We start from the raw sequence: 16,473 nt of genomic DNA on the forward strand, positions 1-16,473 counted from the left end.
TCGAATTAACTGCGGCCGCCAAAGAGCGCCATACAGTCACTGGCGTGTTGTTGATCGACGAGGGCGACGACGATGTCGCCAGGCTTGAGTTGGTCCGAAGCCATCGGGACACGGATGAAGCTATCGCGCTGGATCGCGGTGATCAAACAGCGTCCGGCGAAGGGTAAATCGGCCAGCGTGGCTTCGGTCACCGGCGCACCATCGACGACTTCAAGTTCGTACACGCCGATGTTTCCGTTGGGCAATCGGCGATGACTGATGATTGGGCCTTCGTTGAGAAAACCCAAGATTTGACGCGCGGCGGTGTCGCGTTCGCTGACGACATGATCGATGCCCAACTTTCCGACAACGTTCGCATAGTCGGGGCGACCGACGACGGCCATCACGCGCCGCGCGCCCAATTCGCGAGCCTCGACGCAGGCCATGATGTTGCTTTCATCGCTGCCGGTGCAAGCAACAAAGTAATCCGCCGCCCCGCCGCCTTCGTCCTCCAACACACTACGGTTATTCGCACTTGCGTTAACGATCGTCAGGTCCGGAAGCAGCTTCGCCAGTTGCTCGCAGCGTCGGGGGTCATACTCCAGAATCGTCGTCCGGTAGTCCGAAGCGGGGAGCGCGCGAGCCAAGTGAAATCCGATTTCACCGCCACCGGCGATCAGTACCGTGTTTCGTTTGCGACGCTTGGAAACGGTCGTGAATTTCGCACGGCTTTTGTTAAGGTCCGATGGCACGCCGATCATCGAGATCCGATCGCCGCCGTGAATCTCATCCTCGGCACTGGCGATCCACATTTCACCGTCACGTTGAATCGATCCAATACGCACGCTTCCGGGCAGTCGCAATTCTCGGAGCCGAACGCCGACCGCACTGGCTTTCGATTCGACCTCGACCTCGTAAACTTCCAAATGTCCCCGGGCAAAGTGTTCCAGTGGGATCGCATCCGGGTTGCGGATCGCCCGAACCAGCTCGAACGCACTCAGTTGTTCGAGCGACAAGAGCGAGTCGATTCCGAAGTGGGTTTGGTAATCAAACGTGCTTGCTTCGCGAAAGACGGGGGCGTACACACGAGCGATACTGCGCCGAGCGCCGAGCGCTTTGGCCATGCTCGCGCTGACCACGTTGGCTTCGTCGTCACCGGTGACCGCCAAGCAAATGTCGGCGCTGAAAACGTCCGCTTGGAACAAGACCGAACTGTGGGCGGCGTTCCCGTGAATCGCCCGCACATCAAGTTCGCTGTCGATCTGTCGAACCCGTTCGGCATCGGTGTCGATCACCGTCACGTCATGACGGCGCCGGCAAAGGACGTCCGCAATCCAATGGCCGACCGTTCCAGCACCCAGCGTCAGAACTCGCACTACAGCATCCAACCGAGCATGAGGAGGACAAGAAAGATGATCAGCATGAACCCGGTCACCCAACGCGCGGTGTAGAACGCATGCTTGAGAATCGTTTGGGTGTCTTCGTGCCGTGTCGCCCCGAAGACCAACGAAATCGACACGATCAACGGAACATAATACAGCAGGTAAGTCGGTCCGATGGAAATCATGCCGAAGCCTCCGCGGTTTTGGAGTTCGAAACAGTTTGTGAAGACCCGGCGTTTGTCGATGACTCTACAGCGTCACTGCCGGCAGTGTCATTGCCGGCAGCGTCATTGCCGGTGTCTTGATCGTCTTCGTCGTCCTGCTTGCCCTTCTTTTTGCGACCGCTGATCGGGACCGAAAGTGGCCCCGAATAAGCATCGTAGATCACCAAGATGTTTAGCAAGCCGGCGATCATTGTGTACCAAGTGCCCATCTCATAGCCGGCACCGTATTGGGCGTACCAAGCAGAAATTTCGTCGGGTTGGTCTTCGATCACCGGCCGGTGAGGTGGCGCCATGAATCCACCCCATAGCGGATCGTAACCTCGTTTGGTTCTGCCACCATCGGTTGCCTTTCGCATGTGGTTGCCCTGCACGAGCGCTGGCAATGCGGCGGCCCCGACGCCGGCTTGCAAAAAATAGTGCCAGCGTTTGTCGCCCGGCTGCCAAGACGCATACACGACGTGCCCGCCGCCGAGGGCGAATCCGACGATCCAAGTCGTCAATATGCAAACCAAATACAAGCTGCCCTTGGTATGGCGACCTTGGTAGTAGTGCCCCGCGCCGGGCAGCAACCAGGCAAGGAAGGCGGCAAGATATCGGTTCTTCAAGTCGATTTTTTGGTTGTCGACCTGAATCACGTTCTGGCTAGCGGGCATCAGGAGAAAACCCCGTGGTCATTTGAACTTAGAGGTGGGCGTCGTAGAAGTTCGCATTTTGCTTGAAACCGTCCCCAAGCGATAGCCGAGTCTGGCAGGCAGCGACTTCCGCACCGTCATCGGCACGAACAACCGCTCCGAAACATTCGGCGGAAACGCTTCGCCAATCATGATCACCCGTCTGGTGATCGAATTCGCTTTTCGGAATCGAGCACAAGATGAAATGATTCCAGTGACAACGAAGCCGCTGGTGTTGACCCGGACACCCTCCCGATGCTACTGGAAAGGTCCTCGACCGAAGTCAAATGATTTTCAAAGCGAACGGTCCGTGGTTGCCGCGTCCGGTTCCCAACTCGTCACGCATGATAGATCGATCGACTTCCGCGTCGCTTTACCACACACCTCACCCTCGCTCGATAAATTATTTGCACACATGGACGGTACGCAAACTACACAACCCTACGGTCGGACTTTCGCTTGCACTGGCCCGATCTTGGCAACGATGGTGATCAGCCTGTTTTCCGTCGGATGTGGTGGTTCGAGCGAAGCACCGGTCGCCCAAGCGACCGGCGAGCAGCCCGCCGTGGCGGCACCGAACAAGCTTCCCGAGCCGACCGAAGTCGTCAGCCAATTTCTTGACCGAATGCGACGCGGCGGTGACGGCAACGCGGCCAGCGATTTACTTACCCAACTCGCCCAGCAGGAAATGGTTCGTATCGGTCGTCCCCTGCAATTGCCGGGTTCCCCCGACACGACATTCGAAGTTCGCAACTCGTTTCGCGTTCCCGAGACAGAGGATCGCGTCTGGGTCCAAACCTACCTTCGCGAACCCGATGCCGACAGCGGCCAGAGCGTCCAATACGAAGTCGTCTGGACCCTACGGCAAGAAACCGAAGGTTGGCGCATCAGTGGATTCCATGTCGATCAGGGCGAAGGATTGGACCCGTTGGAGTTCAATTTCGAAAACGGGGACGAATTCAACGCTCGTTTGTCCGCAATCGAGCAAACCCCGGAAACGACCACACGTTAAATCCATTTGGCGAATTTCCGATCGCGATTATCCTGGGGTTCACCGGCGACAACACGCAGACTTTTCTTCTCGTCAGCCGGTAACCCAGAGAGTTCGGAGCGGTGATTGTTGCCCGATCACGCTCTTATTTGTGAGAAAATAGGCAATCTTTTCTTCGCTTCTCACTCACCAAGAATTCGCCCGATCCGCGACAATGTGTCTCGATGCCCCCATTTCGAGGTGGTGTAGATCTCGTTCGTAGCTTGCCGTTAAGCGAACGATAAACGGGACTTACGTACTTTTCGGGCGATTTTCGCTAGCAAACCGCGCAACCACCAAAACGCCGCAGACCACCCTGGATGGTCCACTTTTCTATGCGCTTTCGCGCGGTGGTGTGATTGACACGCGTGTGCCCAAAGTTACTTTATCGACGAAATCACGTGGGCCGCAAAAGTTCCGCAAAACACCTATTTTGCGTGTTCGGAAGTTTCGGCGATGGTCGCCGATGCTGGATCCTACGGGGGAGCCCAAAAAGGGGCTTCTGGATTTGAAACGTGTGCGCAGAGGGATCGCACCAAAAACTCCGAAACACTTGGGAGAATATGATGAATCGGAATGTGGTCAGCGGGATTGCCGCGTTCGCACTATTGGTTGGTGCGGCTCTCGCCATGAATGAATCGTCAGCATACGCTGGCAACTGCGGTGGTGGACTGTTCTCGAAGCTGCACGCCAAAAAGGCATGTGGCGGCGGATTGCTCGCAAAGCTGAAGGCACGTCATGCTTCAGATTGCTGCGCTCCAGAGCCAGTTTGCTGTGAACCAGCACCTGCACCGGTTTGCTGCGAACCAGCACCGGCTCCAGTTTGCTGCGAACCCGCTCCAGCTCCTTGCTGCGAGCCAGCTCCTGCTTGCTGTGGCAGCAGCCGCCCGAAGTTGTTCGGTCGTCTGATCGCAAAGCTGAAAGCACGCCGTAGCTGCTGCGCTCCAGAGCCTACCTGCTGCGAGCCAGCCCCCGTTTGCTGCGAGCCAGCACCTGCTCCTTGCTGCGAGCCAGCTCCCGCACCTTGCTGCGAAGCTGCCCCAGCTCCTTGCTGTGACGCTGCTCCCGCTCCTTGCGGAGGATGCGGTGGCGCCGTTGCTGCTCCAGCACCTTGCGCCGGTTGCTCCGGCGAAGTTGTCGTTGAAGCAGCTCCCGTCGAAGCAGCAGAAGCTGCTCCTGCGGCTGAAGAAGCATCGGCTAGCGATGCTCCTCCGGCACCCGCAGCTGACGCTGACACCAATATCTAATTCGACTCGCGAATTTTTTTCGCACTCGAAATATCACATCAAGCCCGGTGTTGCCCCTCGCAGCATCGGGCTTGTTTGCTGCGCCGACGCCCTTCAAATGAAATGTGGCCAACTCCACTCGGCGAACATCGTCGTCCGTTGCGCCACAAAAGAAGCGATGACGTACGCAGCTTTCACGGATTGAATGGTGATGGTGGCTATCTCAACAGCCCGTTTGGCGGTTACCGCTACGGTGCGATGGCACCATCATGGATTTCGACCAACCACGGCGTGATCGTTTCGGTGGTTTGTCTGGATGACCGCAACGCGGCAACCGTGCAACGGTCTGAACGCCCCTAGCACATTTGCTTGCGATTCCTCTCGCATTGAAGTTGTCGATCCCACTAAACTTTCGCGTATCGCCCAATTCGCCAAGTCCAAACTACGAGAGACACATCTGTGGCCCCGGAAGTTCGCCGAGGATTCGTCGTTGTTGCTGCTTTAGTGGCAATCGTTGCCGTCATCTGGGCGGCTCGCCTAGACAGTGTCCCCCCGGCGGAGTTTTCACTTCAAAACGGGACTGATCCGAAAACGCTTGATCCGCATCGGGCGACCGGTCAACCGGAAAGCCGGATCGTGTTTGAGCTCTTCGAAGGCTTGCTACGCATGCTTCCCGAAGGCGAGCGGGATCCCGAGAACGGCCTTCAGCCGCTCGCCCCCAAACCGGCGATGGCAGAATCCTGGGATGTCAGCGAGGACGGGAAGACTTACACCTTTCATTTGCGAGACGGCATTCGATGGTCCGATGGGACGCCGATCACAGCTCATGATTTTGCTTGGTCATGGCACCGGATGCTTCACCCGGCAACGGCGTGTGAGTACGGTTACCTGATCAGTGAAGTGCGACTTGCCAGCGAGTACCACAACGCCATCGTCAACGTTGGTGACCGTGTCGAGGTCGAACTGTGGGACCGTCCGGGAGAGACACCGCAAGGTGACGCGGCGATCAAACACTTCCCACGCGGGTCGATGAAGTACGGCGTCTTACGCGAGATCATTAAACCACCGCGCCCCGAGCTGCCCGACGACGCTTCGGAGGATGACCAGGAAAACGCCGAGCTCGACTGGCAAGAAAGTTGGGTGTACGTGGTCGATGTCGTGCCGATGGGAAGCGACGATCGCCCCGACTGGGATCACGAGCCGACACGCGAGCGATTCGCCGCCTCGCCGGAAACCGTTCGTGGCGACCGAACGATCACCCGCGCCCACGGCGTCATGGTTGACTTTCGACACGAAGGCGGCGCCCAAGCGATCGACGATCGAACCTTCGTCGTTCACTTGAACAACTCGGTGCCCTACTTCTTAAACCTCGTCGCGTACTATCCGCTATTCCCTGTCAACCAAGCCTGCGTCGAAACCTATGGCGCACAGCTTTGGACCAAGGCCGAAAACATTGTCACCAACGGCCCCTACCGACTGAAGTTTCGCCGCCTTCGAGATCGCGTGCGTGTGGAAAAAAATCCCGATTACTGGGATGCCGATCGGGTCGGGATGAACACGATCGACTTCATCTCATTGGAAAGTCAAAACACGGCGCTGAACATGTACGTCACCGGGCAGCTACAGTGGATCAATGATCTGCCCACCTCGGTTCTTGAAGAACTACGTAAACGCGATGACTTTCACAGTGCGCCGAAGCTGTCGATTTACTTTTACAAACTGAACCATGACATTCCGCCGCTCGATGACATTCGCGTCCGCCAAGCGATCAGCATGGCGATCGACCGGCGACAAATCGTCGAGGAAGTCACCAAGGCCGGCCAGCAGCCCGCATTCAGTGTCGTTCCCCCAGGCCTCGCCGGCTACAAGGGCGTGAAGGGACTGCAGGAAGACGTCGAGAAAGCGAAGACGCTGCTCGCCGAAGCCGGCTTCCCCGGTGGACGCGGTTTTCCAAAATTAACGTTGCTCTACAACACCAGCGAAACTCACCGACCGATCGCCGAGGTGATCCAGCAACAACTGCAAAACAATCTCAACATCAAGATCGAACTGCAAAACATGGAGTGGGGTAGCTTCACCGAAACGGTACAGTTGGAAAACTACCAAATGGCACGTTACGGGTGGGTCGGTGATTATCCCGATCCCAATACGTTCCTGGACATGTGGGTCACCGGTAATCCGCAAAGCAACACGAACTGGAGCAATCCGGAATACGATCGATTGATCGTCGAATCGGGAACCGAACAAGATCCCGCCAAGCGATTGGAGTTACTCCGGAAAGCCGAAGAGATCTTGGCGACGGAATTGCCGGTGATTCCGATCTATTTCTATACGTCGGCGGAGATGTGCAAGCCGAACGTCATCGGGTTCGCCCCGACGGCCCAAGACCTTCATCCACTCTCGACGCTTCGTTATGCCGACGAAGGCGAGACGACAGGCCATTAGCTCCGAGGGAACGAGTTCAAGAACGATGAGAGATTTGCTCGGATATCTATTGAAGCGTCTGTCATGGATGCTATTGACGCTGTGGGCGGTCTACACCGTGTCGTTCGTGTTGATGCGAAGCGTTCCCGGAAATCCCTTTAGCGGTGAACGCAGCGTACCGCCGTCGATCGAACGACAATTGAAAGCCCGCTACAACCTGGACGCCCCTCCGCTCCAGCAATACTGGGATTACCTTGTCGGCGTGGTCACCCGATTTGACCTCGGCTGGAGCACACGTCTGGAAGATTACAGCGTCAACCAAGTCATCGCCGAAGGCTTTCCAGTCTCGGCGACATTGGCAATCTTTGCGTTGGTGTTCGCGATCATCTTTGGGGTCACCGCCGGGGTGATCTCGGCGGTCTATCGACGCTCGGCGGCCGATGTGATGTTGATGGCGGCGGCGGTGTTTGGGATCGCCGTTCCAAACTTTGTGATCGCAAGTTTGGCGATCTTGCTGTTTGTGTTCATGATTCAAATCTTTCCCGCCGGCGGTTGGGGGACACTCAGTCAAGTTGCCCTGCCGGCGTTTTGTTTGGGGCTACCGGTTGCGGCTTACATCGCCAGACTGACGCGGACGGGGATGCTTGAGATGCTGACTCGCGATCACGTGCGCACCGCATTTGCCAAAGGCCTGCCCAAACGAACGGTGATCTTGCGGCACGTCCTTCCCGGTGCCCTGTTACCGGTGGTTTCTTATTTGGGGCCGGCGGTCGCGCGAGTCCTGACGGGATCGCTGGTACTGGAAAAAATCTTTGCCCTGCCAGGCATGGGAAGTCACTTCATTAACGCGGCGACGCAACGCGACTACACGCTGGCGATGGGCATGGTGCTGACTTACACGGTGTTGCTTTTCATGATGAACACACTGGTTGACCTTGCGTACGCGATCATCGATCCGAGGGTGAAACTGCAATGAGTCAATCGACCACTTCACCAGATGATTCAGCATCCAAGGCACGTCCACGTTCGGCGAATCAAGAAACGCTCGAACGCGTGCTGCAGGAATCGCGCGAGATCCGCGGGGTCTCGCTATGGCAGGACGCTTGGAACCGTTTAAGACGCAATCGCACGGCGATGATCTCGCTATGGTGTCTGCTGGCTTTGGCGCTCGCCGCGTTTTTGACCCCGCTGCTGCCACTGCAGAGTCCGATCGACAAGGACCTCAACAACCGGCGTTTTTTGTCGCCCAACCTACAGACGGTGGTCCTCGGTGGCCGTCCGGGTTTGAAATTTAAAGACGGTAAATTGACTAGTGAACTCGCCGCTTTCGAGCAATCGATCGAGGAAGCACGACGCGAACTCGCCGAGGAAACCGATCCCAAACGCGGTCAACAATTGGTCGAAGAAATCGAAGCTCGGATCGAAGTCGAACACCCCTTCAATCAAATGTGGAACAACTTGGGTGGCATCGCTTGGTGGATGTGCGAGGCACGGGTCGCGATTTTCGGTGACTTTGCGGTCCCCAGTTTATTCGGCACCGACAAATTGGGACGCGATTTATTGGCCCGAGTATTTTGGGGGGCGCGTGTGTCATTGATCGTTGGGATCGTCGCGACACTGGTCAGCTTGATTATCGGGGTCAGCTATGGGGCGATCGCGGGATACTTTGGCGGCCGGGTCGACACCGTCATGATGCGGTTCGTCGACATGTTGTATTCGATCCCCTTTATCTTCGTCGTGATCTTCCTGGTCACGTTTTTGGGAGAGGAATCGGTCAAACAAGAATTGGCCAGCTACGGCATCGATCAGATCATGATTTTCTACATCGTGATCGGTGCGATTTACTGGCTGACGATGTCACGCGTCGTCCGCGGGCAAGTGTTGTCGCTCCGGCATGAACAATTTGTCGAAGCGGCGAAGACAGTGGGCGCCTCCTCGTGGCGGATCGTCTTTCGGCATCTGGTTCCCAATGTCTTAGGCGTAGTGATCGTTTATCTGACACTGACCATCCCTAGCGTGATGCTGTTCGAAGCCTTCTTGTCGTTCCTCGGACTTGGGGTTTCGCCACCGGATGTCTCCTGGGGACTTTTGCTCAATGACGGTGTCGAAGCACTCTCGATCGTCAAAGTGTTTTGGTGGGTGGTGGTCTTTCCCGGCGGTGCGTTGGCCGCGACCTTGTTCGCGCTCAACTTCCTCGGCGACGGATTGCGGGACGCGTTGGATCCACGAATGAAGAATCGAGACTAACCGCGATGAACAAAGATGACGAGCCGTTGCTCGATGTGCGTGATCTACAGGTCAGCTTCAAAACCGATGATTCCCAGGTTCGCGCCGTTCGGGGTGTTTCTTTCGAAGTCTACCCGGGTGAAACCGTCGGGCTCGTCGGCGAAAGTGGTAGCGGAAAGAGTGTCACCAACTTGGCTCTGATGGGACTTGTGCCACGACCGCCCGGAAAGATCGACGGCGGCGAGGTCTGGTATCGGGGACGGGATCTCCTGAAAGCCGGCACCACGGAAATGCAGTCGATTCGTGGTCGCCGAATCGCAATGATTTTTCAAGATCCGATGACGGCACTGAACCCACTGATGACGGTCGGCCAACAGTTGACCGAGATGACACGTTTGCACTTGGGGATGAACCAAAAGGATGCCAATCGCCACGCCGCGGACATGTTGGAAATGGTCGGCATCAGCGGCGCCTCACGGCGGCTACGTGATTACCCTCACCAGTTCAGTGGTGGGATGCGGCAGCGGGTGATGATCGCGATGGCGCTTTCTTGTGAACCGGATCTATTGATCGCCGACGAACCCACAACGGCACTTGATGTGACCATCCAAGCGCAGATCCTGGATCTCCTGCGAGACCTTCAGGAGCGACGTGGCACCAGTATTATCATGATCACTCATGACCTGGGGGTCGTTGCCGAAATCTGCCATCGTGTCTTGGTCATGTATGCCGGTAAGGTCGTTGAAAAGGCCGACGTGAACTCACTGTTTGCCGCACCCGAGCATCCTTACACCCAAGGTTTGTTGCGATCACTACCGCGTTTAGATCAAGCTTCGACGCAGCTCGAAGCGATCCCCGGTCAGCCGCCGGACTTGGGAAACCTCTCCCGTGGGTGTTCCTTTCGGCCACGCTGTCCCGACGCGATCGATCGCTGTGCCGAGTCTGAACCCGCGTTGACATCGATCGGTCAAGAACGAAAAGCGGCTTGCTATGTCGCACAGGAGGCTGCCGATGTCTGACTCAACCTCGCCCACTCGAACGTCAACTCTGTTGTCCGTCGACGACTTGAAGGTCTACTTTCCCTTTAGCCGGGGATCATTCCTCAGTCCTGAACATGGTTTCATCCGTGCCGTCGATGGCGTCTCCTTCGAAATCGGAGAAGGAGAAACGCTGGCACTGGTCGGCGAATCTGGATGTGGCAAATCGACAACGGCACGCGCGATCACAGGTCTGGCGCCGATCACCGCAGGCAGCGTTCGCGTCGATGGCACTGACATCACCGGCAAGAGCGCCGCGGAGATGTTGCGGTACCGTCGCGAGGTCCAGATGGTTTTTCAAGATCCGTTCGCGTCGCTGAATCCACGGATGACGGTCGGCAGTATCATCGGCGAACCGCTTGCCGTTCATGGCCTGGCTTCGGGAAAAGACCGCAAGCTTGAAGTTCTTCGATTGATGGATCTCGTCGGACTCAACCCCAGGTTCTTGAATCGTTATCCCCATGAATTCAGCGGCGGACAGCGGCAACGAATTGGAATCGCACGAGCCTTGGCAGTCAATCCAAAGCTGATCCTTTGTGACGAACCGGTCAGCGCACTCGACGTTTCGATTCAAGCTCAGATCATCAACTTGTTGATGGATCTTCAGCAGCAACTAGGTTTGTCGTACTTGTTTATCGCACATGATCTGAGTGTCGTTCGCCACATCTCAACTCGGGTCGGCGTGATGTACCTCGGACGGATCGTCGAACTGGGAACCGCCGAATCAGTTTATAATCATCCGACACATCCCTACACCGAAGCATTATTGTCGGCGGTTCCGGTTCCCGATCCCAACGCCGCGATCAGCCGAAACCGTATTCGACTCGAAGGCGAAGTCCCAACACCGGACAAAGAGTACGTCGGATGTTCCTTCATCAACCGCTGCCCGATCGCGGTCGATCGTTGCCGAAGTGAACGTCCCCCGCAAACTCAATCCCCACAAGCATCCGCCCCCCACACCGCAGCCTGCTGGGAACGGACCTAACCGGCGCGTCGTGATTGAAATATGTTTCAGAATCATTCTCTTCCCAAGAAGGTCGAATGGTAACCTTCGAGGAGACCCTGAAGATTTAAGATTCAACCACCTTTCCAAGGAGGGTCGGGCTGTAAGCCCGGGGAGGATTCCCACCGCACCCTCTCCCCATGCAAGCTTAAATTAAGCGCAGGAAAGAACGTGACCGATGAACTGCACAACGATTTTGCGAAAAGGTGAATTCGCAATGCAAAAACAATTCCATTGGGCACCCGATAGCAACATCGATTCAAAGATTGGCAATGGCTGAACTGATTGCCCAAGGTCCTCAGGCATACCATCGCTGGCGCCGAGAAATCCCCAACCCAACGATGGTGCCGGAAGTGGTGATCGGCCGGACGGGGGCCGATTGGAACGTGCCGTGGGATTCGATGATTTCCAGACAGCACGTCCGCCTCGTGCCACAGTCGGACCATCGTGTCGAAGTCAGCGTGATCGCCTCCGCTCGAAATCCCGTTTTTCACCAAGGCCGTCATGCGGTTCGATTTGCTTTGGTGCCAGGCGATCACTTTGTCATTGGGAATACGACTTTCACGCTCGCATCTGGGCGACCGGCCAATCAACTTCCCGGACGCGAAGGCGTGGAAGTCACCGAGAATGTGTTTGACCATGTTGCCCTGCGGCGCAAACACTTCCGAAACCTCGGAGCTCGAATCGATGTGCTCACACGATTGCCAGATCTGATCGCCAGTAGTGAAAGCGATCAGGAGTTACTCGTCCGCGTGACCAGTGTGCTCTTGCAATCGACCCCTTCGGCCGAATCGGTCGCGATCCTATCGGCGTCGAATTTGAAGCAGGATCCCGACGGCGAAATCAAGATCCTGCATTACGACAACCGCAGCGCCACACTGGGCAATTCACCGATCAGCCGTCGATTGGTTGAACGGTCGATGACCGAGCGTGAGAGTATCCTTAATGTCTGGGAAGGCGGCGAAGGCTCTGGTTCGTTCGCCTTCACCGCCCGCGAAGATGTTGACTGGGCATTCTGTGTTCCGCTGCGAAGCGAAGCTTGTCGCGGATGGGTGATTTATGTGAGCGGCCAAATTCACCAAGACGGATCGTCCGAATCGTTCGCGACCGAAGAACTAAGCGAACAGCTACAGGACGACGTCAAGTTTGCCGAGATCGTCGGCACGACGGTTGCCAGCTTGCGTCAAAGTCACTTGCTTCAGCGACGGCAAGCGGCGATGGGGCGGTTCTTTGCCCCGATCGTGATGCGGGCGATCGCGGCCGGCGATTCCACTCAAGTCCTACGACCACGCGAAGCCGACTTGGCGGTGATGTTCTGCGACCTTCGTGGTTTTTCCAAACGCAGCGAACAAGGCGCCGATCAACTTCTCAAACTGTTGTCCGACGTCAGTGATGCGTTGGGTGTAATGACCAAGCATATCTTGGGTTTTGACGGTGTGATCGGTGACTTTCACGGCGATGCCGCGATGGGGTTTTGGGGCTGGCCGCTGGCCCAAGCAGACGCCGCGGTCAAGGCCGCGAGTGCGGCGATCGCGATCCGCGAAGAATTCAAAAATTCCGAGCACGGGTTCCGCTGTGGGATCGGACTCGCTCTCGGTCCGGCCGTGGCCGGTCAAATCGGAACGACCGATCAGGTCAAAGTCACCGCCTTCGGACCGGTCGTCAATCTCGCCAGTCGACTCGAATCGATGACCAAGCGATTCGGTGCCGAAATCATTCTCGACCAACCGATGCGAAAGACGTTGACGGAGCAATCCGAGACCGTCCGTCTGCGACGGCTCGCTAAAGTCTGCCCGGCCGGCATGACGCTACCGGTTGAAATCAGCGAGCTTGTTTCGAATGAGTCCGTCGCGACCTGCGAGATCGACGATGAATTGATCGAGCGATACGAAGCCGCGCTAGACCTTTTCCAACACGGCGAACTCGATCGATCGCTTCGATCACTGCGCACGCTTCCTACTTGGGACGGCCCGACTCAATTCTTAATTCAACAGATCGTTGACGGGAATCACCAAGGCGACGTGATCCATTTGTCAAAGTAGACGCCGCCTTCGAACCAAACGAGGTCCGTTTCGACATAACTTGCGAGTCACGCCAAGGTTGTCGTCAAAGGTCATCGTTGCTTTTATCGCGAAGTCGAAACGGATTCGGCATAAGCGAGCTCACCGGTTCGTCCGTCGTAATACTGAAAGACAACCTGGGGATATGGGTACGCGACGTAGCGGGTCTCGCCCAGCTTTTGTGGCATGTTGAAGACGTTGTTGACTTTCACGACGCAAAAGTATGGATACAGTCGCTCAAGTCGCGGTAGGTCCGGAAGGATGTAACTGCTCCAACGGATGTCACATTCACGGGGACCAAACTTGAACTTCCCGGTCGCCGGACGATCACTTTCGTCATTGGCCGGTACGTGATTGACGCTGTTATGCGGGCCACAGCAGAACTCCCAAACATTGTCGGTCACCTTGATCGCAAAGCTGTTGTGCAGATCCCCCGTCATGACAAAAACTCGCTTGCCCATCTTCTCCCATTCTTTGATCAAGTACTCACGTTCGTCGAAGAACCCGGTCCAGGCTTCTTCCTTGTTGGCCGCGTCGGCTTCGAAGCCGCCGGCACCACTGTGTGGAATCATGAAAGGAACGGTGGAGATCACGAAACGGAAATCGGCGTCGCTTTCACGCATGCTTTTGAGTAGCCATTCGCGTTGGGCGATCCCCAACATCGATACACCTGGCTTGTCACGCTCGGTCACATCGTGCATTTGCCGGTCGCCACGTGTGTCAAGGTAATAGAATTCGCAGTTTCCGACGCGTTGTTTGCCGTAGCTGCGACGACCGATCGAGTAGCTGATATTGCTGTCGTCGATCTTAGCCGGCATATGCAAACGTAACGTGTGGGCGTCGATGACTTCGAGGATGTCGTAAACGTACGAATTTTTGTGACCGGAATCATCGTCATAACGCATGTCATTGACGCCGGCTTGGGGCGTTCCCCAATGGACATGTAAGCTGCCCATTTGATCGACCGCCAGTCGGGTGAAGTCGGCATCGGGATCGAACAGCAAGTCACTCTCGCGGCGCATCGTTGCTTTGCCAAAGTGAATCGGCTGGGCATGTTGGATCGGGTTTGCCCAGCCAAGGTAGTCGAACCAAGCCTGGGTTCCGATGTCACGAAAGACGGTGCGGCGATGACGCTTCCCGTGCTCTGCCGATCCCCAAATGTCATTGACCAATTCGTGATCATCAAACGTAAAACAACTTGGCACATGGCGATGCCACTTGGCCAACGATTCACTGCGATCAAGATAAAGCTTGTAGTTTTCCCAGACGCCCACGATGGTCGGAGCGATTCGTGCGATCCTGGGAAGCGAACTCGCTCCTTGGACCAAACGCCAGGCCTCGGCAGGGTACTGACGCTGTTCCTCGTATAACCAGTCGCCGTTCATCACATGAAAGTGAACCCGGTCGGCCCAGTCACGATTCAGGTGCTCGTAAACCGGGGCGTGATGCCCGTTGCCATGTAACGGGTTTTGGTTGGCGCAGGAGCCGATTTGAAACTGGAAGTTAAACAGCCCTTCCGGGTTGTACTCGGCGTTGCGAGTCGTTTCGGCCGAAGGCAATGTGCGAAAACTGGCCGGCAAGCCGTGCGGTCGATCATTGACCCACACCCGGTAATGGTATCGGGTGTCGGGGCGTAATTCGGTCAGATCGATCGTTCCGGTATTGTCATGGGTGATCGAGGTCGTGCCTTTCGAACTGATTTGATCAAGCGAATCGGCTGACGTTCCGTAACGCACTTCGAACGCACCCGGATCGCTAGTCCGAGCCCAGACACGAACCGACGTCGCGCCCGGCCGTCCCAGCATTGGTCCGTGGGTCAAACGGATCGGATCACGTGCCTCGGAGATCGTGATCGACTGATCGGCGGGGTCAGGAAGATGATGCACGGCGGGTGACTGCGCCGCTACCGTTGTCGACAACAGATATGTCGACAATAAAAACTTTGACAGACGCGAAAACAGCAAAGCAAAACGCATGCGAGCGAAACGGTGTTGGCGTGGGGAAAGGTCAACAGAACAGTTCGAACCGTGACGCAGTCTAACCGCTCGAAACACTACCGTGGTTTTCCGCCAGTACGCTTTTGCAGCGAGTCAAACAAAGTGTCGATTTGTGTCTCGGTTGGATCCGGGGCGATCGCGGTGTAGTAGCCGGGCGTGATCCCCAACGCGGCCCGCATCGCTGCGGCTCGTTCGGGAGGCGCGTCGATCATTTCTTCGACCAGATCAAAGTCCCGGTCCCAGAGAATGCGATCGGCCAGGCATTCGATCAACCATTGCCAACGGTCGACCTGATCGCAGTCGGGTGCCAAATCTTCGATCACCGAATTTTCAGATGATTCCAACGCTACGTGTTTGTGCACGTTGCAATCGCTTCGCCATCCGGCTTCGATGACTTTGTTTTCCAAGTAAACATTCAGCGCCGCCTGACGCCACTGGCAGCGAACTTCCGGTGGCGAAACAGATTGCAATTCAATTTCCAGTTCAATCTGCTGCGATACGTTTTGATAAACGGCAGCGATTCCGGCTTCGTTGATCCCGGTCAATTCGACGGTGTCTTCGGTGACTTCTAACAACCCTCTGGCAAGCCGATCGAGCAAGGCAAGTTGCTGCTGCCACGACAACTCGTCAAACAACGTCACGCCGTATTCCCAAGGCGACTCGTCGGTCTCGCGACAACTGACCAACTCATCCACCATCGTCGAGATGGATTGGCGAATGAGGTCTGCTTCCTGTCCGAGCATGATTCGATCGCCCGAAGGAGTGTGCCAGGTCATGATGATAAGTCCGATTCCCAACCGCACGTGCTACAGAAAAGAACGTCAATGGAGCGGTGGCGGACGCAAAGCGAACGCGTTCGGACCGTCGACGCAGCCGAGATCTTGATCGAACCGATCGCGGTGTGCAAGTTTTTGCCGCCATGAACTTGTCTCGCCATCGTCGTGTTTTCGACAGCCAGCGGCTGTCAAGGATGCATTCGCATCGAATGTAAAGCTTTTTCGAAGCCAAACAAGCTGGATCAAGCCTCACTTTGTGGGGGACGGGCGTCCGTCAAAGGACGCCGTAGAGTGGTTTTCTTGCCCCGAATCGCCCAGATTGCCGCTCCTTTCACACCGTATTGGTTTGGGTGGCTTGGCGATGACACTCGCATCCATAAAAATTGATGTGAAATGTCGTCGATTGGCGAACAGATTGGCGAATGGGGGACCTAGCCG

The 16,473-nt window shown here is 56.4% G+C and carries 14 protein-coding genes; 8 read left to right on the forward strand and 6 right to left on the reverse strand.

All coding sequences use genetic code 11. From position 1 onward, the window contains the following. Nucleotides 1–5: 5 nt before the first annotated feature. From trkA to FYC48_RS05025, 3 genes are read right to left on the reverse strand one after another with little or no spacing between them, the layout of a single operon-like run. The gene (gene trkA / locus FYC48_RS05015; protein ID WP_149495505.1) at nt 6–1,355 is read right to left on the reverse strand and encodes a Trk system potassium transporter TrkA; all 1,350 of its coding nucleotides are present in this window, start codon (nt 1,353–1,355) and stop codon (nt 6–8) included. Continuing rightward, entirely contained in the window at nt 1,355–1,546 is a 192-nt protein-coding gene (locus FYC48_RS05020; RefSeq protein WP_149495506.1) for a hypothetical protein, read from the reverse strand. Before FYC48_RS05020 ends, trkA begins: the two co-directional genes overlap by 1 nt. Further along, on the reverse strand, nt 1,543–2,238 hold the full coding sequence (locus FYC48_RS05025) for a DUF6677 family protein (protein WP_235034072.1): 696 nt from the start codon (nt 2,236–2,238) through the stop codon (nt 1,543–1,545). The genes FYC48_RS05020 and FYC48_RS05025 overlap by 4 nt, the downstream gene beginning before the upstream one ends. 433 nt (nt 2,239–2,671) lie before the next feature. Between FYC48_RS05025 and FYC48_RS05030 the strand changes: the two genes are divergently transcribed. After that, a complete protein-coding gene (locus FYC48_RS05030) occupies nt 2,672–3,268 on the forward strand; it encodes a hypothetical protein (RefSeq protein ID WP_160149327.1) in 597 nt (198 codons plus the stop codon). A 969-nt stretch (nt 3,269–4,237) separates the two neighbouring features. On the opposite strand, the gene FYC48_RS27610 is transcribed toward FYC48_RS05030, so the two are convergent. Beyond that, entirely contained in the window at nt 4,238–4,480 is a 243-nt protein-coding gene (locus tag FYC48_RS27610; protein ID WP_160149328.1) for a hypothetical protein, read from the reverse strand. A gap of 155 nt (nt 4,481–4,635) precedes the next feature. Here FYC48_RS27610 and FYC48_RS05040 point away from each other — a divergent pair, with 155 nt between their 5' ends. The 7 genes from FYC48_RS05040 (at nt 4,636) to FYC48_RS05070 (ending at nt 13,244) form a co-directional block, all read left to right on the forward strand. After that, the gene (locus FYC48_RS05040; RefSeq protein ID WP_149495508.1) at nt 4,636–4,872 is read left to right on the forward strand and encodes a hypothetical protein; all 237 of its coding nucleotides are present in this window, start codon (nt 4,636–4,638) and stop codon (nt 4,870–4,872) included. Between the two features lie 99 nt (nt 4,873–4,971). Beyond that, entirely contained in the window at nt 4,972–6,957 is a 1,986-nt protein-coding gene (locus FYC48_RS05045; protein WP_200836536.1) for a peptide ABC transporter substrate-binding protein, read from the forward strand. Between the two features lie 25 nt (nt 6,958–6,982). Further along, nucleotides 6,983–7,912 carry an ABC transporter permease gene (locus tag FYC48_RS05050; RefSeq protein ID WP_149495509.1) on the forward strand — a complete coding sequence of 310 codons (930 nt, stop codon included), beginning with the start codon at nt 6,983–6,985 and terminating at the stop codon, nt 7,910–7,912. Continuing rightward, nucleotides 7,909–9,183: an ABC transporter permease gene (locus tag FYC48_RS05055; protein ID WP_149495510.1), complete on the forward strand. Its 1,275-nt coding sequence runs from the start codon at nt 7,909–7,911 to the stop codon at nt 9,181–9,183. Before FYC48_RS05050 ends, FYC48_RS05055 begins: the two co-directional genes overlap by 4 nt. A 5-nt stretch (nt 9,184–9,188) precedes the next feature. Beyond that, nucleotides 9,189–10,181: an ABC transporter ATP-binding protein gene (locus FYC48_RS05060; protein WP_149495511.1), complete on the forward strand. Its 993-nt coding sequence runs from the start codon at nt 9,189–9,191 to the stop codon at nt 10,179–10,181. Next, nucleotides 10,174–11,184 carry an ABC transporter ATP-binding protein gene (locus FYC48_RS05065; RefSeq protein WP_149495512.1) on the forward strand — a complete coding sequence of 337 codons (1,011 nt, stop codon included), beginning with the start codon at nt 10,174–10,176 and terminating at the stop codon, nt 11,182–11,184. The genes FYC48_RS05060 and FYC48_RS05065 overlap by 8 nt, the downstream gene beginning before the upstream one ends. 290 nt (nt 11,185–11,474) lie before the next feature. Beyond that, the gene (locus tag FYC48_RS05070) at nt 11,475–13,244 is read left to right on the forward strand and encodes an adenylate/guanylate cyclase domain-containing protein (RefSeq protein WP_149495513.1); all 1,770 of its coding nucleotides are present in this window, start codon (nt 11,475–11,477) and stop codon (nt 13,242–13,244) included. 83 nt (nt 13,245–13,327) lie between these two features. On the opposite strand, the gene FYC48_RS05075 is transcribed toward FYC48_RS05070, so the two are convergent. Beyond that, nucleotides 13,328–15,238 (reverse strand): alkaline phosphatase D family protein, encoded by a 1,911-nt coding sequence (locus FYC48_RS05075; RefSeq protein ID WP_149495514.1) that lies wholly within the window; start codon nt 15,236–15,238, stop codon nt 13,328–13,330. Between the two features lie 77 nt (nt 15,239–15,315). Continuing rightward, the gene (locus tag FYC48_RS05080; protein WP_149495515.1) at nt 15,316–16,035 is read right to left on the reverse strand and encodes a hypothetical protein; all 720 of its coding nucleotides are present in this window, start codon (nt 16,033–16,035) and stop codon (nt 15,316–15,318) included. Nucleotides 16,036–16,473: the final 438 nt, after the last annotated feature.

This window comes from Roseiconus lacunae (assembly GCF_008312935.1).
GTDB lineage: Bacteria > Planctomycetota > Planctomycetia > Pirellulales > Pirellulaceae > Stieleria > Stieleria lacunae.